The following is a 23,539-nucleotide window of genomic DNA, read 5'->3' on the forward strand; positions in this document are numbered from 1 at the left end:
CGCTTCGCCTTTCACATCGCGGTGAAGCCGTTATCGACGAACAGATGGGCGCCGTTGACGAAGCTGGCCTCGTCGCTGGCCAGGAACAGGGCTGCCTTCGCGACCTCTTCCGGCTCGCCGATCCGCCCTTGTTGCGCCGCCATTGCCGCGTCGGAGACATCGACGCCGAGTTTGTCGAGATCGGCGACCTCGCGCAGGCCATGCGGTGTCCTGATGAAGCCTGGACAGACCGCATTGCAGCGGATGTTGCGGTCGCGGAACTCGACGGCGATGGCGCGCGCGAACATGTGGCAGGCGCCCTTGGTGGTGTCGTAAAGCACCTCCATCGGCGTCGCCGCCACCGCCGAGATCGACGAGGTGCAGACGATGGAACCACCGCCGGCGGCGATCATGCCGGGCAGCACGGCGCGCGCCATCAGGAACATCGAACGCACATTGACGGCATGCAGCCAGTCCCATTCCTGCAGCGTGGTCTCCAGGAAGGGTTTGATGACGAGGGTGCCGGCGTGGTTGAACAGAACCGTGACCGGGCCGAATTTTTCCGTCGCGCCCTTCACCGCCGCTTCGACCTGTGCCTCATCCGATACGTCGGCGACCCAGTGTTCGGCGACATGGCCGCGTTGCCTGATTGCCGCTGCGGTGGCCGCCGCCGCTTCGCCGTTGCGGTCGACGATCGCCACCTTGGCGCCCTCGGCCGCGAAAAGCTCCGAGGCCGCACCGCCCATTCCTGTCGCGCCACCCGAAATGATGGCGACCTTGCCGGCCAGTCTTGTCCCCATGGTTTGCTCCCTGCTGCCTTGCCGTGACGTCGCGGCTTTCCGCTGAAGCGATGCTATCCCTCATCCATTGGATGGCCAAGGAGCCACAGACACATGGACCTGACGTTTCCTGCCGTCACCCCGGCATGCCGCAAAAGGCAGCGCTAAGCAGTAAAAGCACTAACTTGTCCGCCGTTTGGAGAAAATTGTTCTAAGGATCGCGCGAAAATAGCACTCGACAAAGTCTACTGATTTTATAGATTAAGCGCCGAGACGGAGGTCGATATGTCCTATAGCCAGAACGCTCAGACTGCCCGCAAAGGCCAAAGGCTGGGTTCCGACCAGGTGTGGCGGCCGGCCTATGCCGGTGCTTTCGCCTATCTCGTCTTTGCCCTTGCGTTTGTATTCACCGGGGCAGTGGTACTGGGGCTGATCCCCTGATTGTCAAGGCTCTGATCATCGAGGCTTCCTCGGGATAGCGGCCTGCCGTTTGCAGAAATTCCGGAGTTGATGAACCGAATGCCGGTGTGCATTTGCGCGCCCTGATTCCAACGTGATGGAGGAGATGGCAATGCCGATCGAGTTCACGCATGTTCCCGGTAAGATCCACGCTGCCGACGCCAGCTTTTTCTATGACTTTGTCGAGACCGCGACGAAGCTGTCACTGATCGAGGATGCTGGATTCCAGAGGATCGTCATCGACGACCAGGCCGGGCTGCTGACCAATATGGACCTTGCCGCCCAGACGCTGGACCGGACCTCGTCCCTGGAGGTCGTGCTCACGCATTGGGCAGGCGTGATCGAACCAACCGTGGCGGCGCGGCAGCTCGCTGCCCTCGACGCGAGAAGCGGTGGCCGGCTGTCGCTCAGGATGCTCAGCGAGCCGCTGAGCGACGACGATGCCGAGGCACGTCCGGCCGGCCACACAGTGGTCTGGCAACGCATTGATGAATATCTGGTGCTGCTGAAGCGGTTGTGGTCGAACGACAGGCCGTTCGACCATGAAGGCACCTTTTACAGCATCAAAGGCGGCTATGTGCCGCGCAAGGGGCCGCATGGTGCCGATGTGACCATCCGCATGGGCGGGCAGTCGGGCACTGCGCTCAGGGTCGCGGGCAGGCATGCGGACGTGTTCGAGCTGGCGCCTGGCTCGCTTGCAGAAATTCACCAGTCAATGGAGCGCGTACGCGGCGCTGCTGCCGAACACGGCCGGGCCGGCAAGCTGCGTTTCGCGCTTCCCGTCCGAATCCGTTCGGAAGACAAATCGGCCGCTTCCTGCCAGAAGGCGCTCGAACTTGCCGGGCCGCCGGCGCAGGTCGCGCTGTCGCTGCTTTCCTACGCCGCTTTGGGGATCAAGGAGTTCATGATCGTCGGCGTCGACAGGCCACGCGAGATTGCGACCGCCGGCCGCGAGGCGATCGCGCTCTTGCGCAATTCACTGGCACGGCGCGAGGCCGATGTCCCTCAGCCGGGGGCGTTTGCGTCACGCGCGACACAGGGAGCACGCGCCGGCTGCTGAAGAGCCACCGTCGTCCCGCGCCTTGGTGACGGGTCTACCACCATTCCGGGAAAGCCGCGTAAGCGGCCTTGGCCAGCGTCGGGATCTCCTCGTCGGGAACCGAGTTGTAGGGCCAGAGCAATCGCGGACCGAGCGGCGCCCAGCCGCCGGCCGCCGCCATCGCCTTGTCGAGTGCTGCATCGCTGACATCGTAACGGGTGCGAAACGGTAGAACATGTGCGGCGAGGAACGCCCATATGCGGGCCTCGACCTCGGCAGCTGCGACCATGTCGGTGCGGATCATCTGCCACCACTGCACCGCGCCCTTCGGGTTGAGGCAGGCAACGTTGGAATAGCTGCCATGGGCACCTCCAGCATAGCCTGTTGCCAGCGTGTGGCCGGGGACGAAGACGGAAAATCCGTCCAGTTTGCGGCGCATGTCGGCATACCAGCCGGCGTCGCCGCCCGGCAGCTTGGCGCCGACCAGCGATGGCACGGCCGCACGCAGACTGGCGATGCCGTCGAGCGTCAGGTGGCGCTTGGCGTGCGGCGGATTGTAGAGCACCAGCGGTGTTTCAGGCGCGGCCTCGCACAGGCCGCCGGCAAAGCGCATGACCTCGTCGTCGCTGGGCGGCCACCAGTCGGGCAGCGTGAACTGCACCGCCGCCGGGCGAAGTCCGGCGACCCGCGTCAGTCGCTCGAGCGCGACGCGCGGATTGGACTGGCTGATGCCGATCTGGAAAGGAAGGCGCGCGCGGCCGGCTATGGTTGCGACCAACTCACAAAGCCGGTCGAATTCGGGCTCGGTCTGGCAATGGAATTCGCAGGCCGTGCCATTGGAATAGACGCCGTCGATGCCTGAGGCGCAGAGCCGGGCGATCGTCTCTTCCGTCGCCTGCCAGTCGATCGCTCCGCGATCGTCGATGGCCAGCATCACCGCGCCCCAGATGCCGCGCGGTGCGTGTGCGGGCAAGCGGGCCAGATGGTCGTCGAGGTCAGCGTCCACCGGCGATCTCGTGTTCGCGGCGGGTTTCGTTCGACGCGAAGGCAGCCTCGATAATGGCGACGATCTTGCGCGCATAGATGCCGTCGACCGGCACCGGCGTGTCATCGGCAATGGCATCGCGCATTGCGCTCCATTCGCGCACCAGCGCGTTATGCATCCAGTTCGGCTCAAAGGAACCGGGCAGCTCGGTCCAGACCGTCTCGCGGCCAAGCATGGTGCCGCGGTCCATGTCGATGCGCAGCGTTCCCCGCTCGCAGACCAGATCCATGGCATAGGTGGTGGCGCCGGTGCGATAGCCGACGCTCTGCACCTGGCCGATGCCGCCGCCGGCGAAGCGCAATCCGAGCAGAGCGCTGTCGTCTGCTTCCTGGTCATGGAACTTGGCGCCGAGCATGCCGCTCACCGACACGACATCGTCATCCATCAGCCAGACCAGGCGATCGACCGCGTGGATGCCGGCCGTCAACAGCATGCCGCCGCCGGTCGCCTTGCGCAGATGCCAGTCGCGGCGATTGTGCTCCATCCACAGCTTGATGATCCAGCTCGATCCGGCGAGCGGCCGGCCGAGCTCGCCTTCCTCCAGAATTTGCCTGGCCGCCATGCAGGGCAGGGCGAAATGCATCAGGTGGGCGACCATCAGCTTGACGCCATCCTTGGCCACGGCGGCGTTGATCGCATCGCAGGCAGCCACCGTCGGCGCCATAGGTTTTTCGAGCAGGATATGCTTGCCGGCCTTTGCCGCGCCGATGGCCATTTCGGCATGGAGATGGTGCGGGCTGGCAATGAGGACCGCATCGACCTCCTTGTCGTCCAGCAGCCTTCGCCAGTCCGCGTAGCCGCGGCCGCCATGTTCAGCGGTGAATTGCTGCAGTGCGTCGGCATTTCCTCGAGAGGCGGCGACGAGGCGAATGCCGCCAACCTCACGGATTGCCCGCGCATGGGCTGCGCCGAAATCGCCGGCGCCGATAATTCCTATTCCAATCATGGTCCTGCCTTTTGATAAGCGGCGTCGATCAGCGACATCGCCGCAACATAATCTTCGATGGACACCGGCGGAGGCGCCTTTCTGGCCAGCCGGTCAAGCGTATCGCGTATGAACAGACGGTAGCGCGTTGCCGGCAGTTCGACCGGCAAGTCGACGATTGCCGCGTCGTCGAGCGTTGCGCAGATAACATGGTCGCCATGATCGATGAGGGTGGCATTGGCACTGACGATGCGCCACTCGAAGTCACCGCCGGGGCGCATCGAAGCAAAGGAGTAACCGGCCTCGACGATGAACAGCGCGCCGGCCTCGTCTTCCAGCACCAGAAGTGCGTGATCCTCGACCGGGCCGGGATGGATGCGGTTCGCGATCGAAACGCTTTTCAGGCCGAGTTTGCCGGTTGCGAGGCTGAGTGCCGCGTCGACGCCGTGTATGCCGAGATTCCTCAACGCACCCCCGCCACCAACCGCCGGGTCGAGCACCCAGGCGACACCGTCGGCGATGTAGCGTTGCGGTGGGCCGTTGACCAGCCGGAACTGGCAATGCGCCACGGGGCCGGCGCGACCTTGCCGGCGCAGCCGTTCAAGGCCGGCAACGGCCGGCCCGAAACGGTTGGGCAGGGGAACAGCGACAAAAGCCTGGTACTGCCTGGCAAGGTCGCGCAGCGCCATCAGTTCCCTCGTATGGCTGGCCGCCGGCTTCTCCAGGATCAGCGGTATCCTTGCCGCGATGATCGCACGTGCCCGCGCCGGCACCATCGAAGGGTGCCCCATCAACAGGATCACATCCGGCGGGCTGGAGAGTATCTCCTTGAAATCTTCGATAAACGGCAGGTCGTGGTGCGCGGCGAACGCATGCGCTTGGCCAGGGTTCTCGTCCCAGATACCGGCGATCTCCGCACCGTGAAAGCGTGCGGCGTCGAGGTGCATTTCGGCGTGCCAGTGGCTCGAGCCGGCGAGGATAATCTTCATTCGGAGGCAGCACGTTTGCTATGGGCTTGCAGGATATCCTACAAGTGGCTATACGACAAGCGGCGGGCAAGCTTCAGCGGATGATGAAAGCAGTGGGATGGCGGAACTGAAGTCGATCGAACCGTTGAGCAGACCACCGCTGCTGCACGTCACCGTGCAGGAAAGCCTCAGGGCCTATATCGAAAGCAACCAGCTCAAGGCCGGCGATCCTTTGCCGCCGGAGACGTTCCTGGCGCAGCGGCTCGGCGTCGGCCGCAACTCCGTGCGCGAAGCCATCAAGGCGCTGGAATCGATCGGCATCCTGGAGACGCGACGCGGCATCGGCGTGTTCGTCAAGGAGTTCTCGTTCAAGCCGCTGCTGGACAACCTGGCCTACGGTTTGCAGGATTCGCTGCGCGACGTCGAAGAGCTGCGCGAAATCCGTCGCGTGCTGGAAACCGGCCTCATCGCCAAGACGATCGAGATGATCAGCGCCGAAGATATCGAAGCGCTGCGCCAGTTGACCGAGCGCATGCGGCAACGTGCCGAGCGCCATGAGAGCTTCGCCGAAGAGGACCAGCAATTCCATCAGCTGCTGTTCCGCTGCCAGAACAATCGCATGCTGAGCGCGCTGATCGACATCTTCTGGATGGCGTTCAACAAGGCCTCGAATTTCACCAATCTCGACAATCCGACGCCGCTGGCGACATGGCGCGACCATCACGAGATCGTCGAGGCTGTCGCCGCCAAGGATGTCGACCAGGCGCGTCGGCGGCTCGATGACCATTACCGGGGGATCCAGCGGGTTATCGCCAAAAACCGAGCAAGCTGAAGAACAACCTGACTATGCCAAGGGAGGAAACCATGCGCATCAGGACCATCGCATTCTCAGTCGCCGGGCTGCTGCTCGCCAGCATTGCCCCATTGACCAGTGTCCAGGCACAAAGCGCCAAGACCATTGCGGGCGGCTTCGACGTCGGCCCCGGCGGTTTTCCCAAGAACTTCAACCCGCTGGTCGCGACCGGCGGCTACACCTGGCTCAGCACCTATTTTGAACCGCTGGTCATCTACAATGCCGGGCTGACCGAGATCGAAGGCGACCTCGCCAAGGACTACAAGATCAGCGACGACCAGCTGAGCTATACGTTCAACCTGGTCAACGAGACCTGGCACGACGGCAAGCCGTTCACCTCGAAGGACGTCAAGTTCACCCTCGAGCTTGCCAGGAACAAGGCCTCCGGCAGCCTGTTTGCCGCCCGCCTCGCCGACATCGCCTCGATCGATGCGCCGGATGACCACACCGCAGTGGTGAAGCTATCGAAACCGAACGGCTCGTTTCTATCCATCCTCTCGCAGCTGATGATCCTGCCGGAGCATGCCCTGGCCGCTCTGCCGCCGGAATCGCTGGCGACAAGCACCTGGTGGTCGACCACACCGGTCGGCACCGGCCCGTTCAAGTTCAAGCGCTACGTGACCGACCAATATGTCGAACTGGCAGCCGATGACGATTATCGCGGCGGCAAGCCGAAGGTAGACGTGCTCATCAACCGCTATTTCGAGTCGCCGGCGGCGGCCGTTGCCGCACTCCGTGCCGGCGAAATCCAGTTCACCTATGTCGAGCCCGACGATGCGGCATCGTTCAAGAGCGACAGCAATTTCAAGGTGATCGAAGGTGCCTCGTACGTGGTCAACTATATCGGCCTGAACCAGAAGGTCGACCTGTTTAGGGATATCCGTGTCCGCCAGGCGATCATGTACGCGATCGATCGCAACGCCATCATCGACAGCCTCTACGGCGGTGCCGCCGAGCCAGCCAATTGCGGCTATGTCGCGCCGCATCTCGTTCCCGCAGGCCTCGAACCCTATGCCTACGATCCGGCAAAGGCCAAGGCGCTGCTGAGCGAGGCCGGCTGGGACAAGATCAACGGCGACAAGCCGATCACCTTGCTGACCTATTACGGCTCGCCGCAAGCGGCCAATGTGATGGCCGCTGTCCAGTCGATGCTGGCCGAGGTCGGCATCAATGTGGTGCCGCGGGTCGTCGATACGCCGACCTACAACGGCATCGTCTACAAGCAAGGCACGCCGGACTGGAACGCCTTTCCGATGGTCTATGCCGGCCTGCAGAACGGCCCCAACCCGGCCGGCCTCAATCCCGGCCTCAACAAGTCGCAGATCCCGCCGGCAGGCTTCAACACCATGCGCATCGAGTTCGACGATCTGAGCACCGCATTGGACGCCGCGCTAGGCCAAACCGATCCGGCCAAGCTCGATCAATCCTGGCAGGGGGTCTGCAAGGTGATGAACAAGGAGCTACCCTGGGCGACGTTGTGGGTGGCCAACCGCTATGGCGTAGCCTCCAACAAGCTGCATGACTTCGTCTGGACGCCGGCGCCGGGCGGCGGCCCCTACGCAGCTCACCCCGAGCGCTGGGACATCCAGTAAGAAACCCGCAAGCAAGCGAGCAGGCGGGACCACTTTGCCGCCGCCTGCCACCGCCACGGAAAGCCCATGTTGAGCTTCATCGCCCGCCGCAGCGCCACAGGATTGCTGATGCTGGTCGCGCTCAGCGTCCTCATCTTCATCCTGTTGCGGCTGGCGCCGGGCGATCCGATCGACGCCTATATCAACCCATCGGTCCCCATGTCGGCTTCCGACCTCGAGGGCCTGCGCGAACGGCTCGGGCTCGATCGGCCGCTTCCCGTGCAATATCTCGCCTGGCTGCGCGCGGCGCTGAGCGGTGACTTCGGCTATTCGATCCAGCGCAGCGGCGTTGCCGTGCTGCCACTGGTCATGGAACGCATCGGCCCGACGGCGCTGCTGATGGGTACGGGCCTGGCGATCGCCATCGTGCTCGGCATTTCCGCCGGCATTTTCAGCGCGGTGCGCCGTAACGAACCATCCGACATCGCGCTGTCGGTGCTGTCGTTTATCGGTATCTCCAGCCCGGCTTTTCTGACAGCGCTGCTCGGTCTCTATTTCTTCTCGGTGCTGCTGCGCTGGGCGCCGTCCGGCGGCATGCAGACCGCGGGTGCGCCGTTCTCGGCGACGGATGTGCTTGCGCACCTCGTCCTGCCCGCCTGCCTGCTGTCCGTCGGCCATGCCGCGGTGATCATGCGTTACATGCGCGCCTCGCTGCTGGAAGTGCTCAACCAGGATTACGTGCGGACGGCGCGTGCCAAGGGCGTGCGCGAGTTCTGGGTGATCATCAAGCACGCGACCCGCAATGCGCTCTTGCCGGTCATTACCTTGATCGGCTCGACTGTCGGCATCGCCATCGGCGGCGCCATCTTCCTGGAAAGCGTGTTCAACTGGCCGGGCATGGGACTGCTTCTGGTCAACGCCGTCGGCACCCGCGATTACCCGGTGATCATGGGCGCTACCCTGGTGATCGGCGTTTGCGTCATCCTGGTCAACCTGTTGACCGACGTCGTCTATGCCGTCGTCGACCCGCGCATTCAGGTGGCATGATGGCAATCACGGCGCCAGATCCTACAGTTGACCCGACAGCCGTGCCGCAAACCAAAGGCCCGCTTCGCCGCGCGCTCGACCGCTTTTTTGAAAACCGCGCGGCGCGTGCCGGGCTTTTGGTCGTCATCCCGATCCTGCTGGCGGTTTCGACGTATCCTTTGTGGTGGGCGTTCGGTCCTAACACCATCGACCTCCGAGCAATGAACAAGGCGCCGTCGGCCATTCATTGGCTGGGCAGCGACGGCGTCGGGCGCGACGTCATGGCCCGGTTGCTGCAAGGCGGGCGGATCTCATTGCTGGTTGCCGTCAGCTCGGTCGCCATCTCCACCGTCATCGGCTTCCTGGTCGGTGCCGTCGCCAGCTTTGGCGGGCGTCTTGTCGACGGCACGGTGATGCGCCTGGTCGACCTGGCGATGACGCTGCCGCCGGTGATCTTCCTGCTGGTGCTGGCTTCGATCGCCGGCACCGGCATCGCCCCGACCATCCTGGTGATCTCGCTGCTCTCCTGGCCGGTGCTGTCGCGCATGGTGCGTGCCCGGCTGCTCGAACTGCGCGAGCGCGACTTTGTCGTCGCCGCCCGCGGCATGGGGGCAGGGCTGCCGCATCTCTTGTTCCGGCACGGCCTGCCCAATTGCATCGATATCCTGGTCGTCTACGCCACCTTACAGATCGCCAACGCCATCCTGCTCGAGGCCGGCCTGTCCTTCCTCGGCCTCGGCATCGCACCGCCCGAAGCCAGCTGGGGCAACATGCTCAATCTCGCCCGCTCCACCGTCGTGCTTGAAAATTACCCCTGGCAATGGATGTTCCCGGGCGCCGCACTGGTGCTCACCGTGCTCGCCATCAACTTCATCGGCGACGGCCTGCGCGATGCATTCGACCCCCGCTCCGATCTCAACTGACCTCAAAGGTTCATCAAAATGCCCCTGTTTACCGGCGTCGTGCCACCTGTCGTCACCCCGCTCAATGCCGATTTCAGCATCGACTTCCCGTCGTTCACCCGCACTATCGAGAACCTGCTCGACGGTGGTGTTCACGGGCTGTTTGTGCTCGGCTCGACCAGCGAGGTGGTCTTCCACGACGAGGCGGGCCGCAGGGCCATCCTCGAGCACGCGGTCAAGGTCAATAACGGCCGGGTTCCGATCTTCGCTGGGGTCATCGACCCGACTACCGACCGCGTCATCAACCACGCCCGGATCGCCAGATCGGCCGGCGCCGACGCCATCGTCGTCACCGCGCCGTTTTATACCCGCACCAGCCAGCCGGAGATCGGCGACCACTTCCGCTATATCAAGGATGCGATCGACATTCCGGTCATCGCCTACGATATCCCGGTCTGCGTTCACATCAAGCTGGAGCGCAAGACCACGGTCGGCCTCGCCAGGGAAGGCGCCATCGCGGGCATCAAGGATTCCAGCGGCGATGACGGCAATCTGCGTTACGTGCTCAAGGACATGGCCGACGATCCCAGTTTTTTCGGCATGACCGGTTCCGAGATCCTGGTCGACAGTGTGCTGGCGATGGGTGCGCATGGCGTCGTGCCGGGCCTCGCCAATGTCGACCCGCATGGTTATGTCAGGCTGTGGAAGCTGACGCAGGCGGGCCAGCATGCCGAAGCCCGCCTGGAGCAGGAGCGGTTGTTGAAACTGTTCGAGATCGTCTGGATCTCGCTCGGCAGGACCAGCGCCGGCTCGGCCGGCGTCGGCGCCTTCAAGGCGGCGATGAAGAGCCTCGGCATCATCGCCTCGAACACCATGGCGCGGCCGCAACGCAGCCTGAACGAGGAGGAAACCGCGAAGGTCGACGCGATCCTTCGCGATGTGGGGCTGCTCCGCTGAGCGTCGCGCCGATCCTCTCGATTTCCGGCCTGCGCTCGGTGTTCCGCATCGCGGGCCGCGACATCGCGGCGGTAAGGGATGTCGACCTGACGATCGGTGCCGGCGAGACGGTGGCGCTCGTCGGCGAATCCGGATCCGGCAAATCCGTCACCAGCCTGTCGATCATCGGCCTGTTGCCGAAAAGGGTCGGACATATCGCAGAGGGGTCGATCGCGCTGCGGCGCAAGAACGGCACGGTCACCGAGCTGACCAGCCTCGATGCCGAGTCGCTGCGCAAGATACGCGGCAACGAGATCGGCATGGTGTTCCAGGAGCCGATGACCAGCCTAAACCCGGTCTACACGATTGGCGAGCAGATCGCCGAACCGATCCGCATCCATCTCGGCAAATCGCACCGCGAGGCAGAAGCAGACGCGGTGCGGCTGCTGGAACAGGTCGGCATTCCCGATCCGAAGCGGCGGGCGCGGCAATATCCACACGAACTTTCGGGCGGGATGCGCCAGCGTGCTACCATAGCCATGGCCCTGTCCTGCGATCCAGGCTTGCTGATCGCCGACGAGCCGACGACCGCGCTGGACGTCACCATACAGGCCCAGATCCTCGATCTTTTGGCCGAACTGCAGGCGCAGCGCGGCATGGGCATCCTGTTCGTCACCCACAATCTCGGAGTCGTCGCCGAAATCGCCGACCGGGTGGCGGTGATGTATGCCGGGCGTATCGTCGAATCGGGTCCGGTGAGCGAGGTGTTCACCCGTCCGCGCCATCCCTATACCGCAGGGTTGATGCGCTCGGTGCCGCGGCTCGGCCAGGCCACGGCGCTGAAGGCGGCGGGAACGCCGCTGCCGACCATTGCCGGAAATGTTCCGTCGCTCGCCTTGCTGCCCAAGGGCTGTTCCTTCGCGCCGCGTTGCCCAATGGCTATCGCTGCCTGCCGCGCCGCGGTCCCGCCATTGTTTGGGGCGACGCCGACCCAGCAAAGCCGCTGCCTGCGTTGGGAGGAGCTCTGATGGCCGACGCCCCTTTCCTCGCTGTCAAAAACCTGACCAAGCATTTTGCGCCGACAGCGTTCTCGCGCGGACCCGTCGTAAGGGCGTTGGAGGATATTTCTTTCGATATCGGGCGTGGCCAGGTGGTCGGTCTGGTCGGCGAATCCGGCTCCGGCAAGACGACGATCGGCCGCTCGGTGCTGCGTCTGATCGAGCCGACATCCGGCCAAATCAGCTATGACGGCACCGACATCACCAGGCTGGGTGCCGCCCAGTTGCGCCGCCAGCGCCGCAAGATGCAGTATATTTTCCAGGATCCCTTCGCCAGCCTGTCGCCGCGCATGACGATCGGGCAGATCCTCACCGAAGGCCTGGACATTCAAGGCATCGGCAAGAAGTCCGAGCGGCGGGTGAAGGCCGAGAAGGCACTTGCCGCGGTCGAGTTGCCGGTCGACGCCTATGACCGCTACGCCCATGAATTTTCGGGCGGCCAGCGCCAGCGCATCGGCATCGCCCGGGCGCTGACGCTCGAGCCGGAATTCATCGTTGCCGACGAGCCGGTCTCGGCACTCGACGTCTCGATCCAGGCGCAAATCATCAATCTGTTGCGCGACCTGCAGCTCCGGCTCGGCCTGACCATGCTGTTCATTTCGCACGATCTGGCTGTCGTCGAGTACATCTGCGACACGGTCATCGTGCTCTATCTCGGGCGCATCATGGAGGTTGCGCCGGCGGCCGAGCTTTATGCCCGTCCCCAGCATCCCTACACGCGCGCGCTGCTGTCAGCCATTCCGTCGCTCGATCCGCTGGCCAGGCAAAGCCGGCAGGTGCTCAAAGGCGATATTCCAAGCCCGGCAAACCCGCCGTCGGGCTGCGTTTTCCGAACCCGTTGCCCGTTCGCGCTGGAAGCTTGCGCCGGGGCTGTACCGCCGCTGAGGGCGACAGCCGAGGGCCATCTGAACGCCTGCATCCGCGACGACATCGCTTAGGTTTTCTGCCCTCGGCCTACGGGAGAACTTGGGCGAGATGGACAAGGTCGTCGGCCACAAAGTCCCAGCTCTCAAGAGGCGAGAGATCGGTCGTCTGCGTCGGGCCATGCTCTTTTGGCCGAGCAACAAAGGCGGTTCCGATACCGCATTTTCGTGCCGCGGCCAGGTCGTCATTGTGCGCGGCGATTAACACGGCCTCCGCAGGTCGCACCCCCAGGATCTCCACTGCGCGGAGATAAGCCTGCGGCGCAGGCTTGTAGGTGCCGAACACATCCGAGCCAAGGACGGTGTCCCAAGGCAGGCCGGCGCGCTTGGCCATATCCAGCAACAGCCGGGTATTGGCCCCTGATAAGGGCACGATGATGAAGCGTTCCTTCAGCCTCGCAAGGCCTTTCAGCGAATCGGGCCACGGCTCCAGCCGGTGCCAGGCGAGGTTGAGTTCCTCAAGTTCGGCGGTCGGCAGCTCGGATGGGGCCAGCCCGAACTGGACGAGGGTGGCGTCCAGATTCTCCCTGTTGATTACGTCAAGTGACACGAAAGGCCGCTGCCCCGTCCGCATCGCCTCGGTCGAGGCGTCATAGCGCGACGCCCACGCATCGGCGAATTCACCGGGATCGACCTGCTCTGCACCAACTCGCGCGAGGAAGGCGCCGGCCTCCCTTGCGATACCGCTGCGCCAATCAACGACGGTTCCCAGAACATCGAAGAATAGGACTCGAGTAGTGGTCATTGAGCTTTCCTCCGACCTCATTGAAACGTCGCCGACGCCAACCCATATGCAATGCGCGTCGGATGTTTCCTCCCATTCGTCCGGCGCGTTCCCCTCTGAAGGTTTTCGACCTTCACATCTGGCCGGGCTTTGCAGCCCGGCCTTTTTTTGCGGGTAAGTGAGCCAGCCGAGATCATGGCGCAGGTGTGCCCAGCGTATCGATGCGTTTCGCCAGCGCCGCGGGATCGCCAAGCACGCGCAGCGCCTTCAGCCGAGCTGTGCCGCCGGCAGCGATCGAGACGCCCGATGCCGGCACCCCAAGCGCCTTGGCTACCAGCCTTTCCAGCGCTCGATTGGCGGCTCCGTTTTCCGGCACGGCGCGGACGCGAGCCTTCAGATGGCTTCGTCCATCCGCCGATGTTTCGATGCCTTCCAGCCTGTCCATCGCTGATTTCGGCGTCAGCCGGACAAACAGGTCGATGCCGTCGGCGCGCGTGCGGAACGGCGCACTCATCGACGCTCTGGGCTCAGACGACCAGCGAAAGCACGGTGGTGAGCAGGAACTGCCGGATGAAGAACAGGATCAGCAGCAGGATGATCGGCGAGATGTCGATGCCGCCGAGGTCGGGCATGAAGCGGCGGATCGGCCGCAGCGCCGGCTCGGTCAGCCGATAGAGCATGTTGCTGATGGTGTCGACGAACTGGTTGCGGGAGTTGACGACGTTGAAGGCGTAGAGCCAGGAAAATATCGCCGAGGCGATGATGATCCACCAGTAAAGGTCAAGCGCCATGACAATGGTCTGAATGAGGGCGATCATGCCGGTCTCCGATTGTTGCCGACATGTAGCCACTGTAGGTGAAAGCGGCAAGAGCCGCCTTCTGCCGCATGGGCGAGGGCGCACGAACGGCCGAGCGGCATTTCGGCAGCAAGCGCAGCCTTGACAGGAAACCGCAGCGGCCGATAAAAGCCCCATCCGCTGGACGGGGCTGTAGCTCAGCTGGGAGAGCGCGTCGTTCGCAATGACGAGGTCAGGAGTTCGATCCTCCTCAGCTCCACCAGCGGATTTTTTCCGACCCTTTGCCTGGATGAATTCCAAGGAAGTCCTCCTTGGATTCACGGCGTCTCTCAGACGAAGCTCGCGAACGCATTGCAGGCCTGCTGGCGGCTTGGCACTATCGTTGCCGGGTGGATTCACATCGGCGACGTAAAGACCCTCTACAGCAGTAGCGTATGCGGCCTATTGCCACTGCGCCTCGTCCTTGCCAGACTTGGTCCGTCTTCAAAACCGAGGGGAATTCACCATGACCAGCACGACAAGGCGTGATTTTGTAGGTCTTACAGGAATGGCAGCGACTGCCCTGGCCGGTGCTGTTGCAACACGAGCTACCGCCGCGGAAAGCGACGTAGCGCCATCGTTCGATGAGGTTCTTCAAGAGTACAACCAAAACAACACAGAAAGGACTAGATCAAAGCTGGCGATCTATGTGGTGCTTTCTCATCTGCACGCCAGTCTCGAGGAGGAATTTAGCGACCTTGGGTTAGAGCTGCCTTTAGGGAAAAAGGCCTTGCCATCGAACCTGCCGGCCAATTTCGCCGACGCGCAGGTTGCACCCCTTCCTTGGCTCTTTAAGCCCTCGGAAGTTACCGACCACGAACGAAACGGCTATGCGGCGATTGCAATGCGAATGAACGCAGTGATGGCAAGACACACCGCCGACGTGAGTGTCGGGGTTTCGCATATCATGTCGCACAAGGGATAACCGCGACCTTGCCGGCGAGAACGGCACGTCAGGCGAGCACAACGCCGGCCGGCGATTTGTTGTTGCGGGCGAACCGATTACCTGTTTTGGCGAGGCGACTGCGCTGCGAGAGTCCTCACAATGGATAAATACTTCCGGGACGCGCCGCGCGAGATAGCAAAGCTCTCGGCACCCCGGCCAGTGGGAATTGTCAGCCGTCCGCGCGTAGTGGCGCTGCTTTCGCAGGCCCTCGACAGCGGTGCATGCTGGCTGGCGGCGCCTGGTGGATACGGCAAGACCACCGCGGTGATCGACTTTCTGGAACACGGCGGGCTGGAACAAGGCGGGCTGAAGCAAGGCGAATCGGCGTACAACTGGTATCGGGTCGACACCGAGGACCAGGACGTTGCGCGCCTTTTCCACTATCTGACGCTGTCGCTCGACGGCAGGCATGCCGGCATGCCGGTCTTTGGTCCGGAATATGCCGACAATTCCGACGATTTCGCGCGGCTGTTCTTCCGCACCTATTTCTCGCGGCTTGATCCGGGCACGATCCTGGTCCTCGACGATCTGCATCGTGCCGATGCGCCAGGCTTTCGCCGGACGCTGGCGATCCTGTTGCGCGAACGCCCCAACACTGTCTGCTGCATCTGCACATCGCGGATGCTGCCCGAGGGCGACGTCGCCGACCTCGTGCTGTCGGGACAGTTGCCGGTGCTCAACCAAACGCTGCTGGAGTTTTCGCCTGGGGAGGCTCGCAACCTCGTCACCGCCCGCTCGCAATCGCCGTCCGAGGTCGGCGACATTTCGGAGGCGCGCGGCTGGGCGGTGGGCCTTCTCCTGCTGGCCAACGCCGGAATGTACTACCCGCTTTCGCAGACCGGCCTTGCCGGGGGCGCCGGCCTTCGGGAGATTGTCGGACGTTATTTCCTGCGCGACATCGCGCCGGAGGACCAGGATCTGCTTATCAGGCTCAACGTTCTGCCGGAGATCAGCACGGAGCTTGCCGATGCGTTCCTGGGCTCGCCGCAGGCTGCTCGCCTGCTGGTGCGGCTGCAGCATCGCCAGCTGCTGATCACGCGCGACGGTCCGGGCGGCGCCGCCTTCCAGCTGCATGACTTGTTGCGCGAATACCTTGCCGGCCTACTGGACCGGCGCGTGACGGAAGCGGACCGTTCCAGGCTGCGCGAGCAGGCAGCAAAGGTCCTGCACGAGGCAGACAAAACCGACGCGGCAATCGTGCTGGCGTTGCAGGCGGGCGCCTGGCCGCTGGCACGCCAGCTCATTCTGGAGTGCGCTAACGGCGTTCTCACGCAAGGGCGCAGGGCCAGCTTCGTCGAATGGTGCAACAGGCTGCCCCCCGACCAGATGGACGGGTGGGTCCATTATTGGCTGGGCGTCGCCTTCGCATCGGACGATGCGAAGGCCGAACCGCACTTCTCCAAGGCATGGCAAGCATTCGAGAACACCGACATGCGCGGCCAATGCCTGACGGTGGCGCGGGCGGTCGTAGTCAAGACCGCCAGCTGGCGTACGCATGAGGGGCTGGCGGATTGGACGCGCCGAGCCTCACAGGTTCTTGCCAAGGGATTGCCGGAGTTGGATCCGGAGGAACTCATGATGGTCAGGCTCGGCATCCTGCGGGCCGTCGATTTCGCCGAACCTGGCGAATTCGACGCCCATGACGCGAAGCGCCTCGTGAATGATATCCAGCAGCGCCTGACACATCTGCCGATCGAGGATTCGGTCGAGTTGCGCCTGCTGGCAAGCGAAGCGCTCATCGACTACGCGACCTCGTCGGGGCAGCGCGACATTTTTGCCAATGCCGTGGACAGCGTTGCCGCCGATCTCGAACATCCGGATATCCCGCCGTTGGTGCTCGGCATGTGGCTGGTGTCCTTTGGCTCGGCCAGCGGCCGTTACTTCCCCTATTCGCGGCGCGGTTTTGTCTATGCCTCGGCCGAGGATGCGTTGCGACGCGCAACGGCGATAGGCGAGCAGCACGCCTTACGGGGCGTCGAGTTCAGCGCGCTCTATCAGCTTCAATTGCTGATGAAGCTTCACAACAGGTTCTCGGAATTCAATGCGCTCGTCTCCCGGCTGGGCGAGATCGCGGACAGCAGGTTCACAACCCAGGTCGCTGTAGTCGCCGACTGCCACGCGGCGATGCACACGCGCAACGGCGACTTCGTCAAGGCTTATCTCGACTGCGATGCCTTCATGGATGCGATCGAGCGGGCGAATGAGCCGATGATCGAACGCTGGCCGCATTACGTCACCAAATACCAGGTCCTGCTGGCCGATCGGCGTCCAGCGGAGGCCATTGCGCTACTCCAGGAGATCGTCGAAAGGCTGAGCGGCGGCCCTCGCCAGCGCGTCGAACTCAACATTCTGGCCGCTCGGGCCCTGGAGCAGAAGTGGAACGGCGGCGCGTCCTATGGCAGTCGTCTGGCTGAATTCATGGAGGCGTTGCGCCAGGTCAACCCCTCCGCAATCCTGCTCAACCTGCCGGACCTATTGGCCGATCTTGTCGCCGATGCGCTGGAGCGAAAGATCGACGTCGATCTCTGCCGCCGTGTCGTTCGGGCGCGATATCTGGTCCCGCCCGCTGGCCGACCCGTCCAGTGGCCTTGGCCGCTCAGGATCCACTTGATGGGAGGCTTCCGCCTCGAAATCGATGGTGCCGAGGTCGCGCCCGGTGCCAAACCTACCCGCGCGCTCGACATATTGCGCATTATCTGCCTGTCGAGGGACCAGGTCTGTTCGGTGGAAACCCTGCAGGATTGGCTCTGGCCCGACCTCGACGGCGACCAGGCCAAAGCGGCCTTGGAGCAGGCGCTGCATCGTCTGCGCAAATTGCTCGGGCAAGGCGAACTCGTAACGCTGAGAGAAGGCCGTTTGCGGCTCGCTGCCGACAAGGTCTGGATCGATCTGCAGGATTGGGAAGACCGGCTGAAACCCGTTCTGTCGGGCCAAAGAGACTGCGCAATCGAGGAGCAGGAGATGCTGCTGGAAGGCTTTGTCGGCCCGCTTTTCTCGAATGCCCCGATGCCCGCCTGGTCGAATGCCGCGGCCGACCGGGTGCGGGATGGGTTTGTGGAGCTTGCCGTGCGGATCGCCAAACACTGGCAGAGTCAAGGCAATGCGGATCGGGCACGCCAGGCGTGCCGGCGTGCGCTCGATTTCTACCCGGAATCGGCCAAACTCCATGGCACGCTCATCCAGGAGAGCCTCTCCAGGAACGATCATGCCGGCGCCATCGAGGATTACCGGCGCTATGAACGCGCGCTCGCTTCGACCGGCGATGACGAGCCCTCGCCTTTGCTGCGTTCGCTCGTGCGCCCGTTTCTCTAGACCGGTTCATCGTTTCACGGAAACGCCGAACCGCTCTATCTCTTTATTTTTGCGCAATTCCGGACGGAAAACCGTTCCACACTTTTCCTGGAATTACTCTGGCGCAGCTCGGAACTCTGTAAGCCGTCCGTAAGTCGCGGTCTGGGAACCTCGGCTCGTCGATCAAAACCGATCGCCGGAGGCCTGAAGCCCCCGATACCAACACTCACAGGAAGGAAAAGGTCATGCCGTATACTGCCAGAGCAACTTCGAGAGTGCGTGCCGGCACCATCCGCGCTGGAGCCACAAGACTTTCCGACCAGCTCAGGATCGGGCCTTGGTCGCTCCTCTCGCCCGAAGCTGTCATACAGCAAAAGTACAACTCCCTTGGAGGCGCCGGCTTCGCCGAGATCGACAGGAAGGACACTGGAAAAGCCTGGTATCTCAAGAACGGCTCATGCATTTGTTACAACGATGCCATGCACGACGCCTTTGAGATCCATGGCGAAATCTACAGGAAGTGGATTGCGCTTGGCGGTCTCGCGTGGGGCATTCCCTGCACCGACGAAACCGGAACTCCCGACGGCGTCGGCCGATACAATCACTTCAACAACAATACCGCTTCGATCTACTGGACACCGAACACCGGTGCTCAAGCGATTTGGGGGGCAATTCGCGGCAAATGGGCAGCAATGGGCTGGGAGCGCTCGGTTCTCGGCTATCCGGTCACCGACGAAACCGGAACTCCCGACGGCGTCGGGCGCTACAACCATTTTGCCAATGCCGGCTCGATCTACTGGACACCGAACACAGGAGCCAACGTGGTGTACGGTGACATCCGCAAGAAGTGGGAGAGCCTGGGCTGGGAACAGTCATATCTGGGATATCCCACGACCGACGAGACCGAATTTGCCGATGGTGGCCGTGCCAATCTGTTTGAAAACGGCGGCATATACTGGTGGCCCGACACCGGCGCGATCGACCTTCGAGACGTCGTCGTCCACTATACCGGCCTCCATTGCTTCGGCGAGACCGACTGGGATCAGGGATCGAGTGCGGACGAACCCTATGTCATCGTCAGCGTGACAACGCCGCAGATCGCCGACACCAGGCGCAGCCAGGTCTATGGCGACGTCGATGCCGGAGATACGAGACCCGACCTTATGGAAATCTATCGAGGCAAGCCCTACGGCATCAATATCGGCACGGTGCTGATGGAAAACGATTTTGGCGACCCCAACAAATACAAGGACGAGGTGCAGAAGATCGTCATGGGCGTCCATACGGCGGGCACGCTGGCTTTGGGCCTCATTCCGGTGGCAGGACCTATCATTGCCGCGATAGCCGGCCCCGCCCTGGGATCCTTGATGCCATCGATCGGCGGCGCCATCAGCGATCTCTTCGATTGGGGCGATGACAGGATCGGGAGCGCGACAGTGACCATCTCCGCAAAGCAGATGGTGTTGCTCGCGGCACGTACGAACAATACCACCTTCAGCGGGATTGGGTTCAAAGTGGAAACGCCCCTGATTTCCGGCGAGGGGGCTTCCTACAAAGCCTATTTTGGCTTTGTGCCTGCCTAGGCCAATCGCCTCGGCAAAAACCTTCGCCGAGACAATCAAACTTACCAGCCCGGCCTTCCATTGGCGGGGCTGCCACTTCGCGACTGAGAGTTTCCGTAGCGGTCGTCGCAAGGCGCGGTCCGGATGCGGCAGCGGCCGATCAGCATAGCGGGCAAGCTGTCGTTGCCTAACCCCGCACAGCCCGTAGCGCCGCCATGAACGCGGCTCCTTCGGCCGGAACGATGGAGACCGCATTAAGTGCGGTCACCTCAACGACGCGGCCGCAGCCAACGAGGCCGAACGGGACCGGCGGAAACCGGATCAGGCGGTGCGCAACCCGCCGCCATGACAGCCGAGATCAATCAGGATGGAAAGAGAACGGTGACAAGAGCGGGCATGCATCACACCAGCCCGCGCTTGGCCATCATCGCTTCCGGGGAAGGCATCTTGCCGCGGAAGGCGGTGTAGAGTTCTTCCGGGTCCTTTGAACCGCCGGCGGCGTAGATGTTCTTGCGCAGCCGCTCGGCCAGCGCCGGATTGAAGGGATCGCCTGTTTCCTCGAAGGCGGCGAACGCGTCGGCGTCGAGCACTTCCGACCACATGTAGGAGTAATAGCCGGCAGAATAGCCATCGCCGGCGAAGATATGGCCGAAATGCGGGGTGCGGTGACGCATGGCAATGGTGTCAGGCATGTCGAGCTTTTCGAGCGTCTCGGCTTCGAAACGAAGCGCCTGTTCCGGTGCATCCGGCCGGGCGTGGTAGGCCATGTCGACCAAGGCCGAGGCGGTGAACTCGACGGTGGCGAAGCCGGCGCCGAAGGTGCGCGCCGCCAGCATCTTGTCGACCAGCGCCTTTGGCATCGGCTTGCCGGTCTTAATATGCAGCGCATGCTTTTCCAGTACCGCCGGCACCGTCAGCCAGTGTTCGTAGAGCTGCGAGGGCAGCTCGACGAAATCGCGGCTGACCGAGGTGCCAGCGACCGATGGCCAGGTAACGTCGGTCAGCATGCCGTGCAGCGCGTGACCGAATTCGTGGAACAGGGTCTTGGCCTCGTCGACCGACAGCAAGGCTGCCTCGCCGGCCGGCGGCTTGGCGAAATTCATGATGTTGTAGATGACCGGCTTGGAGCCATCGCCAAGCTTGTAGCCGGATTTCAGCGCGCTCATCCAGGCGCCGGAGCGCTTCGAAGGCCGCGCGAAATAGTCGGCGAGGAACAGGCCGCGCTCGCTGCCGTCGGCATTCTTCACGACGAAAACGCGAGCGTCCGGATGCCAGGTGGCAATGCCCTTCTTTTCTTCGAAAGAGATGCCGAACAATCGTGTTGCCACGTCGAAACAGGCGTCGATGATGCGGTCTAGCTGCAGATACGGCTTCAGCTCGGCCTCGTCGAAGGCGAATTTCTCTGCACGCAGCTTCTCCTGATAGAAGCGCCAGTCCCAGGCAGCGAATTTCTCGTTGCTGCCGGCCTCGACCGCCAGCCGCTGCAATTCGGCCTGGTCGCTTGCGGCCTTTTCCACCGCCTTTTCCCAGACCGGATCGAGCAGCGCGTGCACCGCCTCCGGCGTCTTGGCCATGGTGTCGTCGAGCTTCAATGCGGCGTAGGAAGCATAGCCGAGCAGCTTCGCCTTCTCGGCGCGCAGGCGCAGCATGTCGCGCACCACTTCCGTGTTGTCGGTAGCGCCGCCATTCTGACCACGCATGATGAAGGCGCGGAACGCCGTCTCGCGCAGGTCGCGGCGTTCTGAGAAGGTCGAGAACGGCTCGTAGATCGAACGCGACAAAGTGACGGCGTAGCGGCCCTTCTGGCCGCGCATCTCGGCGGCTTCCGCCATCGAGCTTTTCAGGAATTCCGGCAGGCCGGCCAGGTCGGCCTCGTCGAGGAACAACGCCCAGTCGCGCTCGTCGGCAAGCACGTTCTGGCCGAAATTGGTGCCGAGCGACGACAATTCCTCGTTGATCGAGGCCAGCCGCTTCTTGCCTTCGGCGTCGAGCCTGGCGCCGGAGCGGACGAAGTTTTTCCAGGTCTTTTCCAGCACCCGCAGCGTTTCGGCATCGAGCTTCAAAGCCTCGCGGCGCTGATAGAGATCGTCGATGCGGGCAAACAGTCGCTCGTTCATCGAAATCGCCGAGTAATGCCGCGACATCTTTGGCGAGATGTCGCGCTCCAGCGCCTGGATCGCCTCATTGGTGTGGGCGCCGGCGCGGCACCAGAAGATCGAGGAGACATGGTCGAGCGCCTCGCCGGCAAGCTCGAGCGAGGCAAGCGTGTTTTCGATCGTCGGCGTCCCGGTGTTGCCGGCAATCGCCTCGATCTCGGCCTCATGCGCCTTCAGGGCCGCGTCGAAGACCGGAGAAAAATCGCCGTCGCCGATGCGCGTGAAATCGGGCAGGCCGAACGGCCCTTGCCATGCGGTCAGCGGATGGGCGGCGAGGTCGACGGTTGACGGCATGGGCAAACTTTCGCTGGGTGGGCGGGAGAAGCGGATCGTCACCGATGTAAGGCGCCGGCCCGTTGCGCGCAACAGCGGGTCCCGTTCATGGTTCCGTCAGTAGCCGTCGCAATTTTCGGCGATCGCGGCTTGCGAACTGGCGGTGATCTGGTCGTTGGCGACCGCAAAGGTCTCCTGCATCAGCATGTCGTTGCTGGGAAAATCATAGCAGGCGATGACAGTGGTGACGCCGCCCTCCGATTTCTCGATCCGATGGCGGATTTCGGCCCCGGCGACGGCGCCTTGCCACTCGGCGATCGAGGCGATGAATTCCTGCTTGCTTTGCACGACGCCGAGGTCGTCGAGCTTGATGCGGACGTTGTCGGCAAGCAGGTCCGACAATTCGCCGCGGTCGGCGACGAGGAGTGCCGAATACCAGCGATCGATGATCGCGCTATCGTCGGCACGGGCGAAATCTGCCGAGCACAGCAGTGCCGCAGCCGCGAACGCGTCCCGAAGTCGCGTCATGCCTTGTCTCCTACTCCATCTCCGGCCGCTCGAAATCGCCGGTGTCCTTGTTCATCACCCAAAGCTCGCCGGTCGAAATATCGAACCAGGCACCGTGCAGCGACAGCCGCCCCTTGCCTTCGAGGATCGAGACGCAAGGGAAGGTACGCAGATTGGCGATGGAATAGCGGATCGAGATGCGCTCCAGCGCCGTCTGGCGCTCGGTCGCGGTCATGAAGGTGCTGGACGATACGGTCTCGGCCGCGGGCGCGATCAGGCTCATCCACTTGCCGATGAAATCGCCCGGCGACAAGGGTGCGGCCGTGGTGTCGAGTGCCGCGCGGATGCCGCCGCAGCGGCCGTGGCCCATCACCACGATGTTCTTGACCTTGAGGCTCTGCACCGCAAATTCGAGCGCCGCCGATGTCGAGTGGAACTGATCGTCTGGCGCATAGGGTGGCACCAGATTGCCGACATTGCGCAGCACGAACAGCTCGCCCGGCCCGGCATCGAAGATCGCTTCGGGCGCGGCCCGCGAATCGCAGCAGGCGACGATCATCGTTTCCGGTGCCTGGCCCTCCCGCGCCAGCGAGCGATAACGGCCGCTTTCGGTGAGATAGCGGCCGCTCATGAAACTGCGGTAGCCGGTGAGAAGATGCTCGGGAAGATGGGGCATGGGCAGCGGTGGGAGCCTTTCCGGGTTGAAGGCAGCTCGGTTCAATCCCGAAAGGCTCTAGCGCATCGGCCCGAAAATCGGAACCGATTTTCGGAAAGCGGGATG

At 63.2% G+C, this 23,539-nt stretch carries 22 protein-coding genes and 1 tRNA gene; 13 read left to right on the forward strand and 10 right to left on the reverse strand.

Annotation, left to right across the window (positions count from 1 at the left end):
• Positions 1–11 precede the first annotated feature (11 nt).
• Positions 12–779 carry an SDR family NAD(P)-dependent oxidoreductase gene (locus NKH04_RS14710; protein ID WP_352834681.1) on the reverse strand — a complete coding sequence of 256 codons (768 nt, stop codon included), beginning with the start codon at positions 777–779 and terminating at the stop codon, positions 12–14.
• A 264-nt stretch (positions 780–1,043) separates the two neighbouring features.
• Here NKH04_RS14710 and NKH04_RS14715 point away from each other — a divergent pair, with 264 nt between their 5' ends.
• Complete coding sequence (locus NKH04_RS14715; RefSeq protein ID WP_023678176.1) at positions 1,044–1,199, forward strand: hypothetical protein; 156 nt, start codon at positions 1,044–1,046, stop codon at positions 1,197–1,199.
• 130 nt (positions 1,200–1,329) lie between these two features.
• On the forward strand, positions 1,330–2,277 hold the full coding sequence (locus NKH04_RS14720) for an LLM class flavin-dependent oxidoreductase (protein WP_352834679.1): 948 nt from the start codon (positions 1,330–1,332) through the stop codon (positions 2,275–2,277).
• A gap of 34 nt (positions 2,278–2,311) precedes the next feature.
• On the opposite strand, the gene NKH04_RS14725 is transcribed toward NKH04_RS14720, so the two are convergent.
• Genes NKH04_RS14725 through NKH04_RS14735 form a run of 3 tightly spaced genes read right to left on the reverse strand, consistent with a single transcriptional unit; the run spans position 2,312 to position 5,215 of the window.
• Positions 2,312–3,262 (reverse strand): dihydrodipicolinate synthase family protein, encoded by a 951-nt coding sequence (locus NKH04_RS14725; protein WP_352834678.1) that lies wholly within the window; start codon positions 3,260–3,262, stop codon positions 2,312–2,314.
• A complete protein-coding gene (locus tag NKH04_RS14730; RefSeq protein WP_352834676.1) occupies positions 3,252–4,247 on the reverse strand; it encodes a Gfo/Idh/MocA family protein in 996 nt (331 codons plus the stop codon). The genes NKH04_RS14725 and NKH04_RS14730 overlap by 11 nt, the downstream gene beginning before the upstream one ends.
• The gene (locus NKH04_RS14735) at positions 4,244–5,215 is read right to left on the reverse strand and encodes a Gfo/Idh/MocA family protein (protein ID WP_352834673.1); all 972 of its coding nucleotides are present in this window, start codon (positions 5,213–5,215) and stop codon (positions 4,244–4,246) included. The genes NKH04_RS14730 and NKH04_RS14735 overlap by 4 nt, the downstream gene beginning before the upstream one ends.
• Positions 5,216–5,312: 97 nt before the next feature.
• On the opposite strand from NKH04_RS14735, the gene NKH04_RS14740 reads away from it, so the two are divergent.
• The 7 genes from NKH04_RS14740 to NKH04_RS14770 all read left to right on the forward strand — a co-directional run bounded on the left by NKH04_RS14740 (position 5,313) and on the right by NKH04_RS14770 (position 12,478).
• Positions 5,313–6,026, forward strand: a complete 714-nt coding sequence (locus tag NKH04_RS14740; RefSeq protein WP_352834670.1) for a FadR/GntR family transcriptional regulator — start codon at positions 5,313–5,315, stop codon at positions 6,024–6,026.
• A gap of 32 nt (positions 6,027–6,058) precedes the next feature.
• Positions 6,059–7,639 (forward strand): ABC transporter substrate-binding protein, encoded by a 1,581-nt coding sequence (locus NKH04_RS14745; RefSeq protein ID WP_352834668.1) that lies wholly within the window; start codon positions 6,059–6,061, stop codon positions 7,637–7,639.
• A 66-nt stretch (positions 7,640–7,705) separates the two neighbouring features.
• Positions 7,706–8,665 carry an ABC transporter permease gene (locus NKH04_RS14750; RefSeq protein WP_352681868.1) on the forward strand — a complete coding sequence of 320 codons (960 nt, stop codon included), beginning with the start codon at positions 7,706–7,708 and terminating at the stop codon, positions 8,663–8,665.
• The gene (locus NKH04_RS14755; RefSeq protein WP_352681866.1) at positions 8,665–9,567 is read left to right on the forward strand and encodes an ABC transporter permease; all 903 of its coding nucleotides are present in this window, start codon (positions 8,665–8,667) and stop codon (positions 9,565–9,567) included. The genes NKH04_RS14750 and NKH04_RS14755 overlap by 1 nt, the downstream gene beginning before the upstream one ends.
• A gap of 18 nt (positions 9,568–9,585) precedes the next feature.
• Positions 9,586–10,503 carry a dihydrodipicolinate synthase family protein gene (locus NKH04_RS14760; protein ID WP_352681864.1) on the forward strand — a complete coding sequence of 306 codons (918 nt, stop codon included), beginning with the start codon at positions 9,586–9,588 and terminating at the stop codon, positions 10,501–10,503.
• Positions 10,500–11,510, forward strand: coding sequence for an ABC transporter ATP-binding protein (locus NKH04_RS14765; RefSeq protein ID WP_352681929.1), 1,011 nt, complete (start codon positions 10,500–10,502; stop codon positions 11,508–11,510). The genes NKH04_RS14760 and NKH04_RS14765 overlap by 4 nt, the downstream gene beginning before the upstream one ends.
• Positions 11,510–12,478: an ABC transporter ATP-binding protein gene (locus NKH04_RS14770; RefSeq protein ID WP_352834664.1), complete on the forward strand. Its 969-nt coding sequence runs from the start codon at positions 11,510–11,512 to the stop codon at positions 12,476–12,478. Before NKH04_RS14765 ends, NKH04_RS14770 begins: the two co-directional genes overlap by 1 nt.
• Positions 12,479–12,494: 16 nt before the next feature.
• Here the strand turns inward: NKH04_RS14770 and NKH04_RS14775 are convergent, their stop codons facing one another.
• From NKH04_RS14775 to NKH04_RS14785, 3 genes are all read right to left on the reverse strand, one after another.
• Entirely contained in the window at positions 12,495–13,208 is a 714-nt protein-coding gene (locus NKH04_RS14775) for a haloacid dehalogenase type II (protein WP_353044481.1), read from the reverse strand.
• Between the two features lie 172 nt (positions 13,209–13,380).
• Complete coding sequence (locus NKH04_RS14780) at positions 13,381–13,701, reverse strand: DUF167 family protein (RefSeq protein WP_352834659.1); 321 nt, start codon at positions 13,699–13,701, stop codon at positions 13,381–13,383.
• 13 nt (positions 13,702–13,714) lie between these two features.
• On the reverse strand, positions 13,715–14,005 hold the full coding sequence (locus tag NKH04_RS14785; RefSeq protein ID WP_023678162.1) for a YggT family protein: 291 nt from the start codon (positions 14,003–14,005) through the stop codon (positions 13,715–13,717).
• Between the two features lie 165 nt (positions 14,006–14,170).
• Here NKH04_RS14785 and NKH04_RS14790 point away from each other — a divergent pair.
• The 4 genes from NKH04_RS14790 to NKH04_RS14805 all read left to right on the forward strand — a co-directional run bounded on the left by NKH04_RS14790 (position 14,171) and on the right by NKH04_RS14805 (position 19,843).
• Positions 14,171–14,246 (forward strand) — tRNA-Ala (locus NKH04_RS14790).
• Between the two features lie 243 nt (positions 14,247–14,489).
• Positions 14,490–14,948, forward strand: a complete 459-nt coding sequence (locus NKH04_RS14795; RefSeq protein WP_352683710.1) for a hypothetical protein — start codon at positions 14,490–14,492, stop codon at positions 14,946–14,948.
• Positions 14,949–15,068: 120 nt separating this feature from the next.
• On the forward strand, positions 15,069–18,281 hold the full coding sequence (locus NKH04_RS14800; protein WP_352873163.1) for an AfsR/SARP family transcriptional regulator: 3,213 nt from the start codon (positions 15,069–15,071) through the stop codon (positions 18,279–18,281).
• Positions 18,282–18,505: 224 nt separating this feature from the next.
• Positions 18,506–19,843 (forward strand): LGFP repeat-containing protein, encoded by a 1,338-nt coding sequence (locus NKH04_RS14805; RefSeq protein ID WP_352451262.1) that lies wholly within the window; start codon positions 18,506–18,508, stop codon positions 19,841–19,843.
• Positions 19,844–20,223: 380 nt separating this feature from the next.
• Here the strand turns inward: NKH04_RS14805 and NKH04_RS14810 are convergent, their stop codons facing one another.
• The 3 genes from NKH04_RS14810 to NKH04_RS14820 form a co-directional block, all read right to left on the reverse strand.
• The gene (locus NKH04_RS14810; protein WP_352817795.1) at positions 20,224–22,278 is read right to left on the reverse strand and encodes a M3 family metallopeptidase; all 2,055 of its coding nucleotides are present in this window, start codon (positions 22,276–22,278) and stop codon (positions 20,224–20,226) included.
• 90 nt (positions 22,279–22,368) lie between these two features.
• Complete coding sequence (locus NKH04_RS14815) at positions 22,369–22,779, reverse strand: nuclear transport factor 2 family protein (protein WP_352834649.1); 411 nt, start codon at positions 22,777–22,779, stop codon at positions 22,369–22,371.
• A gap of 10 nt (positions 22,780–22,789) precedes the next feature.
• On the reverse strand, positions 22,790–23,434 hold the full coding sequence (locus tag NKH04_RS14820) for a carbonic anhydrase (RefSeq protein ID WP_352681849.1): 645 nt from the start codon (positions 23,432–23,434) through the stop codon (positions 22,790–22,792).
• Positions 23,435–23,539: the final 105 nt, after the last annotated feature.

This window comes from Mesorhizobium sp. M1365 (assembly GCF_040317865.1).
Taxonomy (GTDB): domain Bacteria; phylum Pseudomonadota; class Alphaproteobacteria; order Rhizobiales; family Rhizobiaceae; genus Mesorhizobium.